The following is a 15,534-nucleotide window of genomic DNA, read 5'->3' as shown; positions in this document are numbered from 1 at the left end:
ATGCCCGCGGCAAGGGAGCTAAGCAATACGAAGTATTGACATAATATATTGTACTAAATGTTTCAATCCCAATTTTTTCTTTTTAAAGGTAAAGTATTAATATTTTTTCAAATATTGATAAAATCAGAATGTCTGAATCAAACTATTTTCATTTAAACTAAAAATATCTACTTATTATTAAATTAATATTGTATAATACCTTTAACTCCACATCTAGAGGTGAACATCTATGAATACAAAGCGTATAACATTATTTATTTTAATTTTAGTCTTTCTTTTAACCAGTTTAGGATTTGGATATCACACCTATTCAAAGATAAAATCTAATACTGACGACTTAAATTCCATAAAAATAATTAAAGTTAAACCCAAAATACTTCTCTCCACCACAGGAATTCAAACTCCTAAGCAAAGCTACACTTTCCACTTTAATTCTTCACTAGGACAAATTAACCGTATCTTAGTTAAAAATAACGAAAAAATATCCGCCAAAAGACCGATTTTAGAATATTATAATTCTGAAAAAGAAATAAAAGTAAACAGTTTTAAAGGTGTTCTTAACCAAATTAAACTCCCTACGAACGCCCCTTCACATTTAAAAGCTAATCCCTATCTAACCGCACCACAGCTGTATTCTCAGCTTCTTCAAGAACAAAATTCAATCTACACAACACAAGTTTCTCCTATTAATGGCAATGTCTCTATTATAAATCCACATCCTGCAAAGGCAGATGATAAGGTAGTGCAAATTGATAGCGAGGAACGTGTCATTCATGCTAATATATCAGAATCTGAAGTGAATTTATTAAAAATTAATCAAAATGTTTCTATAACTACTAGTGACGCTACTCAATTCATTAGCAAAGTTAAATCAATCTCAATGATTCCTTCTGAAGTTAAAAATCATATATCTTACTTTCAGGTTGTGCTGACCACTCAGGCCAAATACCCTATTGGAACACACTTTAAAATAAGTTTGATTTCGAACGATATTGAACTTCCACAATCCAGCATTGTAGATAACAAGTATGTTCTAGTGATCCATAACAAGAAAATCGTAAAAAGAGAGATTAATTATAAAAAATCTTCAAAAAGTGGGTATATTATTGTGACGAGTGGGCTTTCGATTAATGAAAAAGTAGTAAAAAGTCCTTCTTCTAAAATGGCAAAAGCTTACAACAGTCAAAGGTTGTAAAAAACATTTCAAAATAATTACTTTTTAGTATTATTTTTATTAAATTAAGGGAAATTCTAAATATTTGTGATATTTTTGAATAAGTCAATTGCTATTTTGATAATTCAATGACATTGTAGAAACAATAATTAGTTTTATAAACACTTATTTGTTTACTTCTTATTTTTATTTAGTTATAATTAACTAAATAATATAGCATTAAATATATTTGTTAAAATTTTATTTAATACTAAATTATGGCAGACACTTCGTATTTTTTCAAAAAAATAGATACAAATTAATAAATTCGGGTAGAGTACTCATACAGGTCTTAACTTAATAACATATTCAGATAAATAAAATATAGTATGTTTTAAAAAGGTCTTTTATGAGTAAGCTATAAATAGGGAGGTTTCAATAATGGCTATTTCAAAAATTAATGACTGCTTTGAATTATTAGCTATGGTCACTTATGCTGATCGCTTAAAAAGTATTATCAAAAAGGAATTCTCAATTAGTTTTGAAGAATTTGCTGTTTTAACTTATATTAGTGAAAACAAAGAGGAAGAATATTATCTTAAAGATATTATTAATCACTTAAATTACAAACAACCTCAAGTGGTAAAAGCTGTTAAAAACTTATCACAAGAAGACTACTTCAATAAAAAACGTAATGAACACGACGAAAGAACAGTGTTAATTTTAGTTAACTCTAAACAACGTAAGAAAATCGACGAGTTATTAAAACGCGTTAACAAAAGAATCACTGAAGCCAACGACGAAAACGAAGTTTAATGCTATAGATTTGTAGGAGTAAGACCGAAATGTGATGTTTATCAATTGATTTCGGAATCTTGCTCTTTTTTAGTGGGGGTCAACCATTCTAAAATACAGTGTGTCTGAACAAATACTAAAGTAGACTAAAGGGCAATCAAATTTCGCGATTTGATTGCCCTTTTAATATCATTTATATAATATAAAACTAAATTCCTACATTGGGTTAAATTCCCCAAACTTTATTCTAAGTCATCTTCTACTTTCTGAATAAAGTCTAAATATTGTTCTAAAAATCGTTCAGGTTCTTCAATATGTGGTGCATGCCCTGAACCACTAAATATACTTTTCCTAACATTTTCAAAATAATTATCTATTCGATAATGTTGTTTATCGAAGATTAACGGGTCATGTTCACCATTAACTATAAGCGTAGGTACGGTTACTTTATTATGAACATCTTTTGTAACATCTACACTGTTTAACAATGCTCTTATCGCAATAGCACTATCTTCTGGTGTAGGCCTACTGTATAACTTCTGACGTTGATACCATCTCATAGCCTTATCTTGATTATGAAATAATTTTGGAAATAGAATAATCATTGCTTCAGACTTATTAAATCCGGCTACTTCTTCTTGATTATCCACCATCAGTTTTGTAAATCCGTGCGTAATATCTTCTCTTTTAGCAGAGACAATAGTTAATGAAATCACTTTGTGTTGATATGTTTCTGTAAATTCTCTACCAATGATGCCCCCCATGTCATGTCCTAAAATATGTGCAGAACTCACATTTAATGCATCCATTAAATACCTTAAGTCCTCAACATGATCTTTTAAGTCATAAGATTCTGAACGTGAGGATTTTCCATGTCCTCTCACATCATAAGTAATCACTCTATGTGATTGGAGGAGTTCATTTTTTAAATCCTGAAAGCCTGATAAGTTACCGTCTAATCCATGAATTAAAATAATGGGGATGCCCTGTCCTTCATCATTATATGCGAGTTCAATTTGATTACATGTTAGAATTTTTTCCATCGTGGCACCTCCCTTTAATAATTACTATACCCACATCAAATCATAGTTACGCCTTCGATATGACGAACGAATAATTAATTTAATATTCATTTAATATAATTATTTAAGTCAGTGTTGCTTCTTATTCTTCTTTTCTGAAAAAATAAACCTGTCTATTACATCTTAATTTATACATAAAAAAGCCTTATATATAGCAGTAGTTGATAGCTAATATATAAGACTTTATCGACGTATTATTACGATCTTGTACGTGCTGATAATTTAATTGTGTAAAAAATAATGAGTACAACAAGCAAAATCCAAATGGCTAATGAGAAAAATTGAGCAATTTCGGGATTTGTGATCATTGCATCTATCGTTTTCTGACAGAATAATAACCCTATTCCAGTAAATTCTAACCTTTTAAAGAATATACCTACAAGACCTAAAATAATTCCAACGAAGAATACAAATTGATGTCCATAAATATTAATAGGAATAATGGCCCAATTGAAATGAAAAGCTTGCATAGTTATAAGTATCAAGGCAATAATTGCAATCGCGATACCTACCCACATCTCAAATTTATTAGAATATAAATAATTTTTCCTTGCGATTCTAGTATTAAGAATGATTGTAATTGGAAAAATAACGATACAATAAAATAGACTTATTCCTGTAATAGCTTGAAACTGTACATATTGTTTATCATACAAATAGGAAATGAGAATAAAATTAATAATAAAAAAGATAACTGGATTAAGTTGTAATGCAAATAAATTACGTTGTATCGTAAGTATAATTTGCGCTGGTGACTTGCCTCTATATTCAATATAATCTTGGTCTTGTTCTTCCGATTTCTTAATATCTGAGCGGAACTTTTCCTTAATATCATCTATTAAATTAGGGGACATACCTTTATGGCTAAAATAATCATTGATATTCTCGAGCAATACTTTATCATTAGTACGCATGATTAACTCCTTCTTCATACAAATCTAGATGTAATTACGAATTAAGCAATATTTTAGTTAAATGATATTCAGTATAAGATTTTACCACACAATACGTTTTATTTCTTGAAAATTCAACTAAACTTTATCTTTATCGCCATTAAAATACAAAGTAAAAGGAGCAAAAGCGAAATGTCATTCTTTATAGAATCATTTCAGCTTCATGCTCCTTACTCATATTATAAAATTATTTGTATTCAATTTATATCAACCACGTAGCTTTATTTAGCGATGTCTATGCGATATAATTTCACATTTTTATCTTTTGGTGATTCTGAACTAAATTGATAGCTTGCTTTACCTTTTTGGATATAACCAAAGTTGCCAGTTACTTTATTATAATGTACGCGACTTACGGCTTTATTACCAAATGTATCTTTGACAGATTTATAAGTTGGTCCGTTAGCATGATTATAAGTCATAGAAACACGAGTCACGTGACCTTTATCTTTTTTACCATTTGTTGTTACGAGTAAGACACCTTTATGAGTTCTAAATTCATAATAGTGTTCAGTGCCTTGTTGATTATATGAATAGATTGGATGACTATATTTGTTTAAAACGCTTTTTATAGATTCGCCGATTCTAACATTTTCTAAAGATTGATCGCCATGATTAATTTGTTGAACTGTTTTCATTGAGTTACCTGTAGCAGCTTCAGCGTGATGACCAGCGCTTACTCCTGTTAAAACTAATCCTGAAACAAGTAATGAAGCCATTAGCTTTTTCATAAGCACTCTCTCCTTTATTCAATATCTCTGCTTTGTGCTTAAATTTATTATACTACATATATTACTAAAATGACAATAATATTACAAAAACGTTACAAAACAATCTTTTTAACTTTCAAAAAACTGTTAATAAAGAAAAATTGAACTTTCGTTAGTCATCTATACCAACTTCGAGTTCAATTTAATCTTTATTATTTATGCCTTTTGATGTGGAAAATGATCTTTAATAAATGAAGTTACTTCGTCGATAAACTGACTTTGTTCTTCAACAAATGGGTATAAACTTGATTGAGCGTAAACATTAAATTGGCCGTGTTCAATCAAATCGCTAACTTCTTTAGCTTCCAATGTTGTTGTACGCTCTCCGTATTCTCCCGCAATAATTAATGTTGGCGCTTGAACATTTCTAAAAACTTCTGAAATATTAGCTGTCTTAAAGACATCTTTCACCGCTTGTATTTCTTCTTTAGTCGAGATCGCATTCGTATCTTCCACATGTTTTAAAAATTTGTTCATTCTACGTGGTTTATAATATTTCTTCTTGTTCAAGAATTTATCTTGTTCTTCATCGTCCCAATTTCTAATCGTATGGGCATACTTTCTAAACAGACGTTCTTCAGGTAATTCACCCTCAATAGAGGTTGGATTGACTAACGTAAGCGATGAGACATAGTCTGGATATCTCACTGCAACATCTGAAGCAACAATTGCCCCCATCTCATGTCCTATATAGGCGGCTTGGTCAATGTAAATATAATCTAATAAAGCTTTAACATCATCCGCAAACTCATGAAATTCAATATGTCTTGGTTTATCCGAATATCCGTGACCTCTTAAATCAATTAACACCACTTGAAAAGATTTCGATAACGCTTTAGCTACATCATTAAACACTGAATAATTATCATAAGCCGTATGAATAAGTACGACCGGATAGCCTTCGCCCATAGTATTATAATGAATCGTCGTTCCATCTTTACTCGTAAATAAATCCATTGCCATTGCGCTCTTCTCCTTCTGGTTCAAAATTTTCAGGTAAAATATTCAATAATTCTTCAATCGTTGTAATTGTATAATCCACTTCATCTTCAAGTGGTTCTAATTCCGCATCTTCTTGTTTATACCATACACTTACCATACCCATTGCACGAGCTGGCGCAACATCATTGAGCGCGTCATCTCCAACATACATAACTTCCTCAGGTTTCACACCTAATTGTTCAATCATATCTTCAAATATTTTAGGATGCGGTTTGCGGTACCCCACTGTTTCAGATGTTGTTAAGTAGTTAATCACATGCATAATACCTAATGAATGTAATCTAAATTGTTTTATTTTTGATTTACCATTTGCGATGACGCCGATAAGGTAGTCATGTTCTGATAACTTTTCCAAAGTATATAACGTATCATAATATGGAAAGACATAACGGTAAAAATGCATTTCAAAGTCATGAAATAAATCTTTCCACGTTAAACGATCAATATGAAACTGTTTAATAATTTGCTTATATAAATCAGGTTTATCGTTATCTTCATCATCATCTAACTCGATGAATTTATTCTTAAAATCAGCCAATTGAACATGTACGAAATAATCATGAAATCGTTCAAATTGCTCTTCGATAAATTTCTCACGTGATTTGACTCTATCTAACAACGTGCCTTCTAAATCAAAGACGATTGCTTTAATATGACTTAAATCCATTTTAAGTTACCTCTTCACTTTATAGTAGATACTATCATTATGTTACTTTTCCTAAATATTCCATAATTTCTCAAAACCACATAATATTATATGCATTAGCATTAGGTCTTGCAATTTAAAATCTATGCTTAAATTAATAGTATCATTGCAACACAAATTTTTTTAGCATAAAAAAAACCACATGAAAGTGGTATTAATTTACTGTACTATATATTTAAAATCAATAATTTTCCCATTCTATTTGAGTTATTCTTGTTTTTGGGGTTCTATTATAAATATTTGAATCATTAATTTGATACATAGTAGCAGGTACATAATAACTTTGAGAATAATCCAGTTTCAACCCTATTAACATATTTATATCATTATAATAGTCTATAAATACAACAGATAATTGTTGTGGATTCTTGTTTTTTCCTTTTGGGATAACGCATAGTTTAATCTCTTTATTAATAAAACATTTATGTAGAAAATTATAATTAAGTAATCTATTTCGAATTTCACCATAATTATGATGTTTCTTTATAACGTTTATCGTTAGCTTACCCTCTAAAATATTTTGTAATGTTTTAGTAGCGTTATTATTTTGAACTTTATGAAAACCCAATAAATGATGGATATTTCTTTTGTTAAATCTTATCTCTATCCTTTTCAATTTATCATATGTAGTATTAATGATTAACTTTTGTCTTGTGAAATTTTCAATATAATCTGAAAGTAACATTTGTAAATCAATATCATTTATATTGTCTATTTTATAATAATTATCCATTTAACAAATGCTCTCCCTATATTATATTGTAAAAAAATAGCCCCACATTTGTAGGGCTTATGTAATGAGTGGTGGGCAAAAAGGGTATCAATTGCCGAGATTAGTGTTAGGTTACGAGGCCACCTAACAGGCTATATAGCCCACTCCAACTATATATTTTTAGACACTATACATGTACATGGAAGAAAGAACGAAATGATAGTTAAGCTTTCTTCAAAGCTTATTATAATGCTTTTTTGGCTTTTTGTAAAAATATTTCACCCTTGAACACAATTGTTTATTACAATCATTTACCTTCTATTTTCTACACGTGTTTGTTATAAACCAAATTCATTCTATCTTAGCAAATGAATACATTTATCGTAATACCTTAGATTGTGTAATAAGAATATAAAATAAAACCGGTATACCTAACAATGCCATGATAATACTAGCTGGTATTTGAACAGGTTGAATGATGGTTCCTCCTATAAAGTCTGCTATCAACATCACGGCGCTCCCAATAATAAGGTTAAGTAGCATGTGCGTTCCTAACTCATAACGCCAATAAAATCGTCGTATCAATTGAGGCACAATCATACCTATAAATCCTATGATACCTACATAAGCCACTACGACAGCTGTGATGATTGACGAAATCGTTAGGACTAGAAACGTGATTGTTTGAACATTAAGCCCCAATGATTGACTCTTCAATTCACCTAATTGTAGTAATTTAATGCTTTTTTGCATTGAAAATAAAATCACTATAGCGATACTTAACGTTACTGCTATAATCACAACATCGTGGTACTCTGCCGATACAAATCCTCCGAATAAGTAATTTGCAATTGAATTCATTTTCCGTGGCTGCATTAGAACCAACATATAAAGAAGTGCATTAAACAAAGCACCTATCATCAAACCTAATAGAATGAGCACACTTACAGGATACCCCCGTGACAATATTGCTGAAAGGCCTAGTACTAATATCAGTGTAATTAAACTGAGTGTAATAGAGAAGAATGGCAACCATAAAAAACTCAATCCGAAAAATAAAGCAAGCCCTGAACCTAATGACGCCCCACTCGCTAATCCAAGCGTAAAACTATCAGCTAATGGATTATTTAAAACCGTTTGAAACATTTGACCGGCGAGTGTCAGCGTAGCTCCAGTTAGAACCGCTTCAATGACTCTCGGAAGTCTTACTTTCAATAATATCGTTTGATTAAAGGTATCATTTAAATTTCCCAAATCCCACCATAAGCTCACAAACATAATGATTATTAATACGATTAGCCAGGTGAATATAATTTGAAATTTCCTCATCATTATCTCTTTTCTTTTTTATATTTATCAATATAATAACAAAATCGTATTAAAAAAGTCAGTGCTCGTATGACCACTGACTTTCAGTAAATATTACTTTTTATAAATAGCATCTCTTAATTCTTTTAAGCCTTCGTCTATTCGAGGTCCTGGACGAGAAATTTCGTCTCCGTTAACTGATTCAATACGTGTATTTTTTACCGCATTGATTTTATCGAAACCGCCACGTTTTTTTATCATTTTAATGTAATCCGATTTGGATTTACCTTCTGTAGAAATCAATATATCCGGATTATGCTTAATAATACTTTCTTTACTTACAGACTTCCAGCCACTTATATCTGAGAAACTATTCTTCGCATCTAATTTGTTCAACATATCATTGAAAATTGTACCCTTACCTGCAGTATAAATATCTGGTTTAGAAGATACCTCCATAAATATACTTTGCTTTTGATGATGCTTTGGAACAGAATTAATGACTTTATCAACATTATTTTTCGTTTCATCTACTAAATCCTCAGCTTGTTTCTCACGACCTGTTAATTTACCAATAGATTTAAATGTATCATATGTTTCGTTAATTGATTGAGCATCTTTTACATAGACCACTTTGACGCCATCTTTCTTCAACGAATTTAACACTTTACCTGAAGAATGCTTCTGTGATTCATGTGCCAAAATCAAGTCTGGCTTCGCCTTAAGCAATTTCTCTTTATTCAAATTCATCGCATCAAATTGTTTTTTGCCTTTTATGACGTCTTTAGGATAATCATCAACTGTTGAAACGCCAATAATATTTTTACCTAAACCGAGTCGATATAAAATTTCAGTATTACTAGGCATTAAAGAAACTATTCTATGATATTTGGTTTTATTGTCATCATTTTTAGTCGATGCCGAATCTTTATCTGATGATTGGTTTGAGTCGTGGCTACATGCTGCTAATAATAAAACGAGCACGAGAATCATCATCCATAGTTTATTTCTCATTCTGTGAGCATTCCCTTCTCTAACTATGATATATGTATCTTCACTTCGTATTTATCATATCAAAAACAACAAATATTTCATTAGTTTTTTGAAATTTTAAATGATTACTTTTATTTTAATAATCTATTAATTAAAATAATCCAAAAAATTAAGGGAGTGAGATAGAAATATAATTTATCAAAATTATTTTCGTTCTCTCACCCCGGCAAGGATGGCTAGGATTGAAAGAAGCTTGATATAAGCGCACTTTCAATTCAGACATCTACTGCCAATATGTTAGAGAAGGCTGAGACAATTAATTATGTGCCGACCTCTTAATTTTTATTATTCACCTTTAGGGTTTGGGCCATATTGATTTGTGCCTTTTTGACTGTCTCTCACACTATACACAAGACTCATAATACAAATTACAATTATAAATAACGATAATATAATTGCAACGACACTTAAAATACCATTTAACACTTGATTTTGCGTTTGTAGAGATAATTGCGAAGTTTGATTATTACTAAATAAATTATTGTAAATACCTAATAAACTAATGACTAAAAAGATACTTGGAATGACCATTGATTTACCTATGTCATGGAAACGTCTAACTGCAGCTGTATACGTTCCAATAAGTATTACTAGGTTTATCATTACCTCAATAATATTGTAAATCATATCACTATGTGGAAATAGACGACTCAAACTGAAAATGATTACGCCAATAATTCCACTAAGTATTGTGTTAATCAAAAATGGCCACCAGAAATCTCGACGTCTTGAACGTCCTTCTAATTTAAAATAGTTCTGCCAAAATAGCTTATATGATTCGATCATTGTTAACCTCCTTCACATTTGAATTGTATTTATCATCATTTTTGGGGTAAGGACCATATTTATTAGCCCCCTCTTCACTATCTCGTACACAAAAGATAATGGCAAATACACCCATTACTATCATGGCTATGATATATACAAACATAAGCAGCACAAGAAACATCAATATAACAAAGTCTATACTAGCGGTAAATATAATTTCTACAATTTTGCCAATGTCGCCAATGTTATTATCATAATAATTATTAAAGTGTTGAAAATATTGAAATAAGACGATACGAAATCCTATAGGAATAACAAGCATTATCATATAAAAAATTGGAAAAGTTAAATCTTTACCTATATCATGGAATCTTCTTACAGATAAAGAGAACGTCCCAATTGTAAATACAACAGATATAATATCACTTAATCCTAGAACAAGATGGGGGTAATAATGATAAATTGCCGAATCAACCGAATCAGTCAAACTTAGGATAATAAAGTTAAAGAGCATCGGCCACCAAAAATCTTGCCTTCTTGTTCGGCCTTTAAAATTAAAATAATTCTGCCAATAAAGCTTGTAAGAGTGGAGCAATTGCCCATCCTCCTTATTTATATATGTAAAATTTTTGAAGCTACAAAAACATTATAATATTAATCAATTTAAAATTAAATCAATATTAGAAATTAAAGTTAATTTTATTAATAAGAATTATTAAATATAAAAAGCACCTCCATTAACGGCAGTGCTTAAAATGAATTTTACATCTTTAATTCGCGATATATTCATGAATTGCATCAGCGATATATTGGTTCAATCCTCCATGACGATTTTTATTAATATTTTTAGCAAATCTCTCATCTTCAACATATGTTTGTGCCATATAACTCAAAAATTGATGATCACAGTTAGGCACTTGTGATTGAAGAATCATTTTTAATTTTTCAATTTTTGGACTTGCTTCATGCGCTGTCACTTTTTCTTGATATAATTGATTCATTTCATCAAAAAATGTATTTAATTGATTATTTACTACCTCTTCATTACTTTCCTTTTCAGCTTCATTCATGCTTTCGTGTTGCTCCTTATAAGCTTGATAATATTTTGTATCTCCATACTTAAGCGCTGCTTCATTTTCATATTGTGCATTTAAATCAAATTCCTTCATATTCGTCACCTCAATTTCTTCATTCTTATCGGAGTCAAAATGATATTTCAATTGTTGAATAATTGTATTTAGTCTGTCCCTCTTCATAACGATATAATCGTAATTCTCACGGAGCACTTCATTTTTAAATTGAGTATTTTTAGAAAAGTAATCCTTAATTTGACTCAACGTTAAGTCTAATTCTCTAAGAAATAAGATATGTTGCAACTTTGTAATATCTTCCACACTATAATAGCGATAGCCATTGTCACCAATTTGATCTGGAATTAATAATTCCTTCTCATGATAATAATGAAGTGTACGTAAACTTACTCCAGTAATATCACATAGCTCCTTAGGACTAAAATACGTTTTCATTTCTTCACCTCCTGAAATAAAGTATGAGGTATGACGTTACGTAAGGGTCAATACTTAATTTTCAAAGAATGAATCCAAAAAGGTATAACGATGTTCTCCCTTACCATTAAAGTAATTCTTTCCGAAATTATCGAGTAACGCGTGAAATTCATTGGCATCTTGATTCGTGAAGTTAGAAGGTAATTGAATCACTTTCTTAAACTTATCGTATGTTTCAGTCTCCGCGTAGCCTAATTTGGCATAAATCCGTCGCGTGTAACTATCTGGAATAAATTCGATGCCATTAAATATATATACTAGTAAGACATCAGCCGTTTCACTGCCGATACCTCGAATTTTTAATAATTCTTTTCTCAAATTTTCACCGTAATGTTGCTCAATTGATTCATAATCAAAGTGATGTTGGTTCAACCAATCCATCAAGGCATGAATCGCTTTACCTTTATTTTTATAGAAGCCACTTGAACGAATCGTTTGTTGCAATTGTTCGAGTGGCGTTTGCAATATCTTCTTACCATCAAATTGTGTTTCTTCATAAAGACGCGTCAGAGCCATATCAGCATTCTTCCAATTCGTATTTTGTACGAGTATTGCCCCTAGCACCATCTCAATTGGGCTCTCAGCTGGCCACCAACGTTGCGCACCCATATTGTTATAAAGTTTCTGATATAATTCCTCAGTCGAAAGCATGTTATCACTCCAATTCTACACATAACAATACCCTCATAAATAGTTATTTATGAGGGCAGTTGTCTAATTATTTAGTTAAAATGTTTAATCAATTACATTGATTCTGGTGCTGTAACACCTACAAGTATTAAAGCATTATGCAACGTAATACGTACTGCTTCAATCATTACTACATGTGCTTTTGTTTTCTCAGCATCATCAGTTAAAACTTTCTCAGCATTATAGAATTTATGGAACGCTGATGCTAAATCTTGAATATAATTTGTTAAACGATGAGGTGCACGGTGTTCTGCTGCACTCTCGATTGTAGTTTCAAACTCAGCCACTTTTTTCAATAATTCAATGGCCTTTTCATTTGTAATTGTAGTGAAATCCGCATCCGTTGTGATCTCTACACCTTGCTCTTTCGCTTGTTTTAAGATAGAACAAATACGTGCATGTGCGTATTGTGCGTAATAAATCGGATTATCTTGCGATTGTTCTTTAGCTAGTTCTAAGTCAAAATCAAAATGAGAATCTGGACTACGCATAGTTAAGAAATAACGTGCTGCGTCTATTCCTACTTCATCCATAATTTCACGTAAAGTAATTGCATTACCTGTACGTTTACTCATTTTAACTTCTTCACCATTTTGCATTAAACGTACCATCTGCATAATTTGAATTTCAAGACGATCACTATCTACGCCAAATGTTTCAAGACTTGCTTTCAGACGATTAATATAACCATGGTGGTCCGCACCCATTAAGTCGATTAAGATATCATTGCCACGATTAATCTTGTTATAGTGATAAGCCGTATCTGGAGTAAAGTATGTGTAGTTACCATCTTTTTTAATTAATACACGGTCTTTATCATCTTTAAAGTCACTTGTACGTAACCAAGTTGCGCCATCTGCTTCATACGTATAACCTAATTCTTTCATTTTAGCTAACGTATTGTCGATTGCGCCATTTTCATATAGAGAAGTCTCACTGAACCAGTTATCGAAATGTACATTGAAAGCTGCTAAGTCTTTCTTCAATTTGTCCATTTCATAATCGACACCTAATTGTCTAAATGTTTTAAGACGTTCTTCATCAGAATAATCTTTGATTTCAGGGTGTTTATCTGCTAAGTCCTTACCAATTTCAATAATATCTTTACCGTTATATCCATCTTCAGGCATTTCATGACTTGTATCACCTAAAGCTTCGAAATAACGTGTTTCAATTGAACGCGCTAAGTTTGTAATTTGATTACCTGCATCGTTAATGTAATATTCGCGAGTGACATTATATCCTGCCGCAATTAAAATATTCGCTAAAGAATCACCTACAGCAGCATTTCTGGCATGTCCAATATGTAAATCACCTGTCGGATTAGCAGATACATATTCTAATAGGATATTCTTATTTTTTGGCTCATCTGCATAACCAAATTTGTCACCTTTATGAATGGCTTCTGGAATAACTTCTGTTAAGTATTGGTTATCTAGATAAAAGTTAATAAAACCTGGGCCTGCAATGTCTACTTCTTTCACATGTGCTTTACTTGTATCAAGATGATCAACAATAGCTTGTGCAATTTCACGTGGGTTACGTTTAGCGATTTTAGTTAATACCATCGCAATATTAGATGAATAATCTCCATTTTTAGTGTCTTTAGGTATTTCAATTTTAATTTCTGGAATATCTTCAGCTAATCCAGCTTTTTTGATACTAGCTTCAATTTCTTCAATTAATGTCTGTTTTACTTGATCGATAATATTCATTTGCTTATCTCCTTATAATTTAATTCATATTGATAAGAACCCATTTTTTCCTCGTTTTGATATAACTCATAATGAATTTTTAATTTCCCACCATCTGGAGTAACAAAATGTAAAATACTCAATGTTTTTACAGTTAAGGGAATCCGTCCTGCAGGTATATCATATAATGTAGTTGTTTCTTCCCCTTCGACGAAATGTAAATTCATATTTATGTCGCCTTTACGAATTAACTTAACGCCATTATCTTCAATTTTTATTGTAACATTGACTTTTGCTTCTTCAATTTTTTCTTCGTATCGGATAAATTCCGCTCTCCGTTTTTGCCAAGCACCTTCTGTAGTAAACTCAAATTTTTGTTTCTCATCATTTTGTTTCAAAACTTGTTTCGTTTGAATCTTAATGTTTTTATCCAATTTACTACTCACCTTAATCTTTCAAATAATACAAATCATTATAGCATAAAAACACTATAGCTTGTAGAGCTCTCACTGTGATTCCCAAGTTACCTTTTTACTGTTGAAAATTAAAAAAACGTGCTCATACCATAAAGATATGAACACGATTTTATGTCGTTAATTACTTCAATTTATCACTTAAACTCAATATCAACGATATCTACGTTATACTTTTTCAAAATATAGCGATACTTTTTGAAATATATGATGCCGAATACAGTTGCTGCAATGATGAATATATAATTTTTCACCTTAATACCTCATATTTCATAAATTTTGTTGTACATCTCCATACATTATATCACTATATTTTTAAATTGTTCAAAACTATTAGAAAATAATATAAAAGCCACGAGATATTTTCGTGACTTTTTCAAAAGCTATTCGTTGTTATTAAACGAACTGCCCATCTTTAAAAATCACTCGAGATTTTTCACCTTGAATAAAGCGATTATAATTTTCGCTTTGGAAATCACTTAATAATGCTTTTGAAGTTCCATATTGGAATGCGATTTCTTCTGTCTCAATAATTATTTTTCTAAATACTAAACCATCTTTCAATCTAATCTCTTTAACAAGACTATAATCTAATGGTTCAGCTTTAATATACTCAAATGTATTAAAAGCTACAGTTAACACTGCAAAAAAATCTTTTCCTAAATAATAAACATCCAAAGGTTCTTTTTTATTTTGTCCTACCAATAAACGCCCTTTTTCAAAAGTTTGATCTGGAAAGTTTAATTCTAAGAAATCTAAAATATCGTCTTCTTTTAGTTTAAATTGCATAGTATGACCGCCCTTTTTTAT

General features: G+C 30.8%; 17 protein-coding genes. 2 read left to right on the top strand and 15 right to left on the bottom strand.

Annotated features, from left to right (window positions below; genetic code table 11):
- Positions 1 to 229 precede the first annotated feature (229 nt).
- Positions 230 to 1,195, top strand: a complete 966-nt coding sequence (locus HMPREF2580_RS10685) for an efflux RND transporter periplasmic adaptor subunit (RefSeq protein WP_070832883.1) — start codon at positions 230 to 232, stop codon at positions 1,193 to 1,195.
- 399 nt (positions 1,196 to 1,594) lie between these two features.
- The gene (sarA, locus tag HMPREF2580_RS10680) at positions 1,595 to 1,969 is read left to right on the top strand and encodes a global transcriptional regulator SarA (protein ID WP_002441263.1); all 375 of its coding nucleotides are present in this window, start codon (positions 1,595 to 1,597) and stop codon (positions 1,967 to 1,969) included.
- Between the two features lie 221 nt (positions 1,970 to 2,190).
- Here sarA and HMPREF2580_RS10675 read toward each other — a convergent pair whose 3' ends face one another.
- The 15 genes from HMPREF2580_RS10675 to HMPREF2580_RS10605 form a co-directional block, all read right to left on the bottom strand.
- A complete protein-coding gene (locus tag HMPREF2580_RS10675; RefSeq protein ID WP_070832880.1) occupies positions 2,191 to 2,991 on the bottom strand; it encodes an alpha/beta fold hydrolase in 801 nt (266 codons plus the stop codon).
- 236 nt (positions 2,992 to 3,227) lie between these two features.
- Positions 3,228 to 3,944, bottom strand: a complete 717-nt coding sequence (locus HMPREF2580_RS10670) for a hypothetical protein (RefSeq protein WP_070832877.1) — start codon at positions 3,942 to 3,944, stop codon at positions 3,228 to 3,230.
- A 260-nt stretch (positions 3,945 to 4,204) separates the two neighbouring features.
- Positions 4,205 to 4,714, bottom strand: a complete 510-nt coding sequence (locus tag HMPREF2580_RS10665) for an SA0570 family protein (RefSeq protein ID WP_070832874.1) — start codon at positions 4,712 to 4,714, stop codon at positions 4,205 to 4,207.
- A 195-nt stretch (positions 4,715 to 4,909) separates the two neighbouring features.
- Positions 4,910 to 5,716, bottom strand: a complete 807-nt coding sequence (locus HMPREF2580_RS10660; protein ID WP_070832870.1) for an alpha/beta fold hydrolase — start codon at positions 5,714 to 5,716, stop codon at positions 4,910 to 4,912.
- The gene (locus tag HMPREF2580_RS10655; protein ID WP_070832867.1) at positions 5,691 to 6,422 is read right to left on the bottom strand and encodes an HAD family hydrolase; all 732 of its coding nucleotides are present in this window, start codon (positions 6,420 to 6,422) and stop codon (positions 5,691 to 5,693) included. The genes HMPREF2580_RS10660 and HMPREF2580_RS10655 overlap by 26 nt, the downstream gene beginning before the upstream one ends.
- Before the next feature lie 220 nt (positions 6,423 to 6,642).
- Complete coding sequence (locus HMPREF2580_RS10650) at positions 6,643 to 7,194, bottom strand: PBECR4 domain-containing protein (protein WP_070832864.1); 552 nt, start codon at positions 7,192 to 7,194, stop codon at positions 6,643 to 6,645.
- Positions 7,195 to 7,551: 357 nt separating this feature from the next.
- The gene (locus HMPREF2580_RS10645; protein ID WP_141756895.1) at positions 7,552 to 8,505 is read right to left on the bottom strand and encodes a FecCD family ABC transporter permease; all 954 of its coding nucleotides are present in this window, start codon (positions 8,503 to 8,505) and stop codon (positions 7,552 to 7,554) included.
- Between the two features lie 90 nt (positions 8,506 to 8,595).
- A complete protein-coding gene (locus HMPREF2580_RS10640) occupies positions 8,596 to 9,495 on the bottom strand; it encodes an ABC transporter substrate-binding protein (RefSeq protein WP_070832859.1) in 900 nt (299 codons plus the stop codon).
- Between the two features lie 324 nt (positions 9,496 to 9,819).
- Positions 9,820 to 10,320, bottom strand: a complete 501-nt coding sequence (locus HMPREF2580_RS10635) for a DUF805 domain-containing protein (RefSeq protein ID WP_070832856.1) — start codon at positions 10,318 to 10,320, stop codon at positions 9,820 to 9,822.
- On the bottom strand, positions 10,304 to 10,897 hold the full coding sequence (locus tag HMPREF2580_RS10630) for a DUF805 domain-containing protein (protein ID WP_070832853.1): 594 nt from the start codon (positions 10,895 to 10,897) through the stop codon (positions 10,304 to 10,306). The genes HMPREF2580_RS10635 and HMPREF2580_RS10630 overlap by 17 nt, the downstream gene beginning before the upstream one ends.
- A 175-nt stretch (positions 10,898 to 11,072) precedes the next feature.
- A complete protein-coding gene (locus tag HMPREF2580_RS10625) occupies positions 11,073 to 11,828 on the bottom strand; it encodes a MerR family transcriptional regulator (protein ID WP_070832850.1) in 756 nt (251 codons plus the stop codon).
- A gap of 54 nt (positions 11,829 to 11,882) precedes the next feature.
- On the bottom strand, positions 11,883 to 12,518 hold the full coding sequence (locus HMPREF2580_RS10620) for an endonuclease III domain-containing protein (protein WP_070832847.1): 636 nt from the start codon (positions 12,516 to 12,518) through the stop codon (positions 11,883 to 11,885).
- Positions 12,519 to 12,610: 92 nt separating this feature from the next.
- Positions 12,611 to 14,272 carry an arginine--tRNA ligase gene (gene argS, locus HMPREF2580_RS10615; protein WP_070832844.1) on the bottom strand — a complete coding sequence of 554 codons (1,662 nt, stop codon included), beginning with the start codon at positions 14,270 to 14,272 and terminating at the stop codon, positions 12,611 to 12,613.
- The gene (locus tag HMPREF2580_RS10610; RefSeq protein WP_070832841.1) at positions 14,269 to 14,685 is read right to left on the bottom strand and encodes a YwiB family protein; all 417 of its coding nucleotides are present in this window, start codon (positions 14,683 to 14,685) and stop codon (positions 14,269 to 14,271) included. The genes argS and HMPREF2580_RS10610 overlap by 4 nt, the downstream gene beginning before the upstream one ends.
- 435 nt (positions 14,686 to 15,120) lie before the next feature.
- On the bottom strand, positions 15,121 to 15,513 hold the full coding sequence (locus HMPREF2580_RS10605; RefSeq protein ID WP_070832837.1) for a hypothetical protein: 393 nt from the start codon (positions 15,511 to 15,513) through the stop codon (positions 15,121 to 15,123).
- Positions 15,514 to 15,534 lie beyond the last annotated feature (21 nt).

Origin of the sequence: Staphylococcus sp. HMSC036D05 (assembly GCF_001836225.1) — a bacterium.
Taxonomy (GTDB): Bacteria; Bacillota; Bacilli; order Staphylococcales; family Staphylococcaceae; genus Staphylococcus; species Staphylococcus caprae.
Note: the sequence above shows the minus strand (reverse complement) of the source record. Positions and strands in the feature narration are given on the sequence as shown.